We start from the raw sequence: 6,410 nt of genomic DNA, 5'->3' as shown, positions 1-6,410 counted from the left end.
TTAGTTTCCTTGGGTGTATTGTTGGGTTTCCTTACGTCAACCCAACCTACTTTAGTTTCCTTGGGTGTATTGTTGGGTTTCCTTACGTCAACCCAACCTACGGTAGTTTCCTTGGGTGTATTGTTGGGTTTCCTTACGTCAACCCAACCTACTTTAGTTTCCTTGGGTCAACCCAATCGACGGTAATTGCTATGATTACTATATGATTTAAAAAAGAGCGATCATATCGTTTCGTAGTTTCGTAGGTTGGGTTGAGGAACGAAACCCAACAAATCCACCAGTTATGCTTTGTTGGGTTTTCCTTTGGTCAATCCAACCGACAAGGGGGATTATGCGCCAGAATAATCAATATTTATTATGCAGTATCGAAGGGCAAAAATTGAGGGAGGAACTTACTTTTTTACCCTTGTCACTCACAAGCGTAAAAAATTCTTGTGCGAACCAGAAAATATCTCCCTCTTGCGAGAAGCATTTCGCTACGTTATGCAACGTCACCCATTCACAATCGATGCCATTGTCATTTTACCCGACCACCTGCACTGCATTTGGACTTTACCCGAAGGTGATGCCAATTTTTCCACTCGTTGGCGTTTAATAAAAAGCTATTTTAGTCGTAACTGCGATTCACAATATCACGGAAAAATGACTACTTCCAGAGAGAATAAAAAAGAACAAACTATCTGGCAAAGACGGTTCTGGGAACACTTAATCAAAAACGAGCAAGATTTCATTTTTCATGTAGATTACATCCATTATAATCCCGTAAAACATCGATTAGTTAATGCTCCTTCAGCTTGGGAATATTCCAGTTTTCACCGTTATGTTCAACAAGAAATCTATCAGATTGACTGGGGCGCAAATGAAGAAATCATCTTTCCGACGCAGGTTGGCTATGAATAGAGCGATCGCATTGTTTCCTAGGTTGGGTCATCGGAACGAAACCCAACAGCCAACACCTAAATCCGTCTGAATCTTTTTGTTGGGTTTCCTTGGATCTATTGTTGGGTTTCCTTGGATCTATTGTTGGGTTTCCTTACGTCAACCCAACCTACTTTAGTTTCCTTGGGTGTATTGTTGGGTTTCCTGACGTCAACCCAACCTACTTTAGTTTCCTTGGGTGTATTGTTGGGTTTCCTTACTACAGTTTTGTAGGTTGGGTTGAGCGAATAAATAAGCTAAACGGCTTTTACTTCGGATCACCGATATAGACTCCAAAAGGGTTATAGCTGTTGGATCATGCAGGTTAAGCGCCGTTTAGCTTATGTTAAGGAAAACCTCTCAATTCTCAAGGAAAAGCGAAACCCAACACCCAAAATCTAAATCTGTCTGAATCTTTTTTTTGGGTTTCCTTGGGTCTATTGTTGGGTTTCCTTACTTTGATAGCAAGGATTGCATGGCATCTTTCCTATTCTGATCTGACAACGCCAAAAAAATTGATCGCCCTATTCTGCATATTCTCAAAAAAGCAACCGATGAATTAGGTAGAAGTTCAAATCACCCTCACCGAGGAACTACCCATGAAATCCTTTGCCCTTCTCACCACCGTCAGCCTAATCGGCCTCTCCACCCTCGCCACTGTTCACCCCGTTATGGCCCTAGAAAGCCGACAACCAGCCGAAACCCTGATCACTCAAGCGAACTACAAAGAAGCGATCGCCCACTTTAACCGGGGAATTAACTACATCCAACAGGAAAAATATGATCTCGCCCTCGCTCAATTCACCAGAGCGATCGAACTCGATCCGAACTATACCGAAGCTTACCTCGGTCGGGGCATGATTTACACGATTCGCGAACAATGGCGGCCGGCGTTTCAAGACCTGAACACCGCGATCCGACTAAACCCCCGCGCTGCCTACGCTTACCATTTCCGCGGATACGTCCATCTCGCATTTAACCAGAGACAAAATGCGATCGCCGATCTAACAACGGCCGCCGAATTATTTCGCCAGCAGGGAAACACAGAAATGTACAACAGCGCCATAGAAGCACTACGGCAGATAGGTGCGTAAGTTGCAAGGGAGAGCGATCGCTCTCCCCCTCTAAACTTTTGTAAAAAAAGCAATCTGAGGACTTAAAACTTGATCGCATAATTGGGAAAAAACCAACGATAACATCCTTGCAAGTATCCCTCGACTAAAGAGGAGCCAATCCGATGAAACCAATTACTTTCACCCTATCGGTGCTACTGGCCACCACTGGCCTACTCGTTCAACCAGGAAACTTCCTGATGGAAAACATTCCACCCATCCTCGCCCAGGAGCAGACCGCTTCTAGAGTCTATCAGAAAGCCAGCCCCGCCGTCGTCACCGTCAAAAATGGCAGCGGCCACGGTAGCGGCTTTCTCGTCAGTCCTGACGGTATCATCATTACCAACGCCCACGTTGTTGCGGACGGCCCCCGGGTGGTGACGGTGAAATTTTCCAACGGACAGCAGGCCTCGGCAGACGTGATCGGCTTCGCTAAAAATGGCGTGGATTTAGCCGTCCTGCGGATTTATAACCGCCAAAACCTGCCCTATCTTCCCCTCGCCCGTGCGAACTCCGCCAAAGTCGGCGAAAGCGTTTTCGCCATCGGCACACCCTTAAACGAGGACTATCAAAACACCCTCACCCAGGGCATTATCAGCCGTCTCGACCCCGAAAAAGGCATTGTGCAACACAACGCTAATATCAACAAAGGCAATTCCGGCGGGCCGCTTTTGAATTCACGGGGGGAAGTGGTGGGGGTTAACGTCGCGGGCGATATCGGGAGTTACGTTTACGACGGTGCGGGAAACCCGATCGGCCTTACCCAGAGCGGCATTAATTTCGCCGTTTCCCTCGATCGCCTGCAAGCTTTCCTCACCGCAGTTAAAACAGGCGATGTCTCCACCGTCTCAACATTAGGACAGGACGATCGGATACAGTTACTCGCCCTCCCTCTTAACGGTCAGACCGTTCAAGGCAACTTGACCAAAGACCAAAACGAGCAATATTACGGGTTCGAGGGTCGTGCCGGACAGAAAATCGTTCTGGATATGAACAGCAACGAGATCGCTCCCTATCTTGTCCTCTATCGCGTTCTCCAATCTTCCGAGGGGACAAAATACCCACAGGTCGCCCGTAGTAACCAGCGTGTCGATCGCGCCCCCGGGGATTTTAACGCTCGACTTGTAACCGAATTACCCGCCGATGGAGTTTATATCCTAGTGGCTACCTCTCGCGAAGGGGGTGAATCGGGTCGCTACACCCTCAACGCCGCCGCTAACCCTTAAATAATCCCATTTTGACCCTAATCACGATTCTAATCCCTATTTTCTGAGGAACTATCCCTATGAACTCTAGATATATTTCCCACCGTCTCGCTTGCGTCGGCCTCCTCGCCACTGTCCTCCTCGGTGGTATCGCCCCCGGTTTCAGCCAATCGACCACCCCGAATGGCGTCACCTTCTTCTGTAAAGAGGTGTTCGATCGCGCATCGGGAGGAAAAATCCCCGCTACCCTGGCTTGGATTCCCCAAAGGAGCGGCAATGTGCGGATTATCGGCTGGAAATCGGAATATTTCTCCAAACGTTCCCCGGTTCGTTGCGAGGAAGTCACGAAAAAATTCCAGGAAGCATATAATCAAGGGCGTTTTAACTATCTCACCACCGGCCGGGCGAAGGGATACCCGATCATCTGCAGCGTTTCACGATCCGGCGATCCCTGCGATGGTAATAGCCAACTTTTTACCCTTAAACCCCACGATAATCCAGATTTAGTCTTGCAACAACTCATGGACATCCTAGAGGGGAAAAGCTCGGATATGCTCCTCCAGAATTCCGGAGATAAAACCTATATCTCGATGACGGAGTTTTTCGCCAAAGCACCACTCGCCGATCGCGACGCACCCTGTGGTACGAGATCTGCTGGCCCGCAAAATAATTGCGTTCCCACCCGCTAGAATTTTCGCTGTTTTACCCCGAATTTCCCCATAATAACCATGTTGAAACCCTTTCCCCTACTCCTAAGCCTCCTACTTCTGCCCGTCGTACCGGTTAAAGCGCTATCCCCTTTCTCTGCTCCGGCGATCGTGGCGGAAGACAGCCCAAACGCGCAGATCGAGCGATCGATCCGTCAAGTCACCGTTAAGATTACTAGCGAGATAAATCGGGGATCGGGAATCATTATCGGGAAAAAAGGCAGTATATACCTCGTTTTGACCAACGCTCACGTTACCCGCGGCGCGACCACCCTACAGATCCAAACCCACGACGGCCAAACCCGCACAGCCTCGATCGCGCCGAATTCCCTTTTAAAAGATAAGGATCTGGCCCTGGTGGAGTTTAGCGATACCAGGGATTATCCGATCGCTAAAATTCGCGCCATTTCCCCGGATGCGGAACTAGATATCACTGTAACCGGTTATTCCGCAGAAACGGGGCAGTACACCACCGATAACGGGAAAATTGAACAAACAAGCGATCGACCCCTCCGGGAGGGCTACAGCGTCGGTTATAGTGGCGATATCGTGCAGGGAATGAGCGGCGGTGGTATCTTTTTCGAGGATGAGTTAATCGGTATTAACGGGCGATCGGCCCATCCGATTCTCTCTAACTACATCTACGAGGACGGTACAAAACCCACAGACGCAGAAATCCAACAGATGAGAGCGGTTAATTGGGGCATTCCCCTTCATACCCTATTAACCTACATCCGTCCCGAAATCCTCAGCGCCTATAACCTGCCCCTACCGCCGGTGAACCCCGATATAGAAACCACCGCCTATACTGGCTATATCGCCGAATTAGAAACAAAAGCCAAGGGTTTCACCGTCCGGATCGATAGTAGCAGTAAAACCAATGGAAGTGGCGTAATTGCCAATGGAAGTGGCGTAATTATCGCTAAAGAAGGGAATATTTACACCGTCCTAACCGCCGATCACGTCCTTTGCGGAGAAATGGCACGCACCGACAGCTGTGCTGATTACACCTACACCGTCGTCACCAGCGACGGCAAAACTCGAAACATCGAGAAAAGCACCATCATCCGTCAGGAAGGGGTAGATTTAGCAGTTTTTCAGTTTGAAAGCCTGGACAATTATCCCGTTGCGGAAATAGCGAATTATAACCCAAATACCGATGATTTTGTTTTTGCGGCAGGCTTCGCCAAAATTGGCGACAATCCCTCGAAATGGTTGTTTAGTGGCGGTACAATTAACGAGAAAGAACGGGGATTAATACAAACCCGCCAAAGTGACTTAAGCAATGAACAAGGAGGAACATTACAAAGTGTTGCTTCTTTAGAAGGAGGCTATGAATTAGTTTATACCAGCATCACATTTGGGGGCATGAGTGGCGGTGCAGTCTTAGACTCCCAGGGGAGAGTAATAGGGATTCATGGAAGTTCGGAAACAGCAGGGGTAACGGAAATTCAGTTAGGGTATAGTTTAGGGATTCCTATTAGCACTTTTATCGGATTGCAAGAAAGATTCAAGGTAAAACCGCAATTATTAACCACTGCTCAACCCCAAGTTAGTCCGCAACAACAACAAGAAATTATTCAAGCGATTACTGGTGTTATTGTCCCTAATACCAATGCGAAGGCGGATATTTGGATACAAAGGGGGGGACAATTATGGCGGTTAGCAAGGGATCAGGAAGCAATTAAAGCCTTTGATGAAGCGATTAAGCAAAATGACCCCGATAATGTCTATTTAGCCTGGTATGGGAAGGGATTAGCGTTATTTGAATTACGCGAACATCAACCAGCTATAGAAGCTTTGCAACAAGCGATTAACACTTTACCTAAACGGGAAGATTTAAAGAACTTTCACAGTAGTATTTTACAACGGCAAAGTGTAGTTTATCGCTTTTTAGGTGACTTCTCAAAAATTGCAGGTACAGAAAGAGAAGCCAGAGAAAATTATGAGCAAGCATTAACGGTGATTAATCAGGCGATTTCTCTGGTTCCTAATAACCCCAATCACTATAACGAGAAATGGTCAGTATTAAGTGAATTAAAACGCTATGATGAGGGATTAGCCGCAATTACTCAGGCAATTGAGCTCGCTCCCCGTGCTGCTTGGTATGTCAATCGAGGGATTCTTTACCGTCGCCAACAAAAATACGAATTAGCATTAGATGACTACAACCAAGCTATTGAACTTAATCCTAATCATGCTAATGCTTATAACAATCGTGGGAATCTTTACCAAGACCTACAAAAATACGAATTAGCATTAGATGACTTCAACAAAGCCATTGAAATTAATCCTAATTTTGCTATACTTTACTACAATCGGGGGGGTCTTTACTATGACCAAAAAAAATACGAATTAGCTTTAGCTGACTGGAACAAAGCTATTGAAATTAATCCTAATTTAGCTGAGGCTTACGTCAATCGGGGGGTTCTTTACCGTCTCCAAGAAAAATACGATTTAGCCCTCTC

At 46.9% G+C, this 6,410-nt stretch carries 5 protein-coding genes; all 5 read left to right on the top strand.

The genetic code is table 11. From position 1 onward, the window contains the following. The first annotated feature begins 357 nt into the window (after positions 1–357). Positions 358–900 (top strand): REP-associated tyrosine transposase, encoded by a 543-nt coding sequence (locus tag IM456_RS10100; RefSeq protein WP_287692065.1) that lies wholly within the window; start codon positions 358–360, stop codon positions 898–900. 617 nt (positions 901–1,517) lie between these two features. Next, a complete protein-coding gene (locus IM456_RS10095; RefSeq protein ID WP_287692062.1) occupies positions 1,518–2,012 on the top strand; it encodes a tetratricopeptide repeat protein in 495 nt (164 codons plus the stop codon). Between the two features lie 143 nt (positions 2,013–2,155). Beyond that, a complete protein-coding gene (locus IM456_RS10090) occupies positions 2,156–3,256 on the top strand; it encodes a S1C family serine protease (RefSeq protein ID WP_194013939.1) in 1,101 nt (366 codons plus the stop codon). Between the two features lie 59 nt (positions 3,257–3,315). Continuing rightward, on the top strand, positions 3,316–3,924 hold the full coding sequence (locus IM456_RS10085) for a COP23 domain-containing protein (protein ID WP_002763038.1): 609 nt from the start codon (positions 3,316–3,318) through the stop codon (positions 3,922–3,924). Between the two features lie 39 nt (positions 3,925–3,963). After that, positions 3,964–6,410, top strand: a 2,447-nt coding sequence (locus tag IM456_RS10080) for a tetratricopeptide repeat-containing S1 family peptidase (protein ID WP_287692058.1), incomplete at its 3' end; no start/stop codon positions are given.

This window comes from Microcystis sp. M079S1 (assembly GCF_020246425.1).
Classification (GTDB): Bacteria; Cyanobacteriota; Cyanobacteriia; order Cyanobacteriales; family Microcystaceae; genus Microcystis; species Microcystis aeruginosa.
This window is presented reverse-complemented; position numbering and strand designations above follow the sequence as displayed.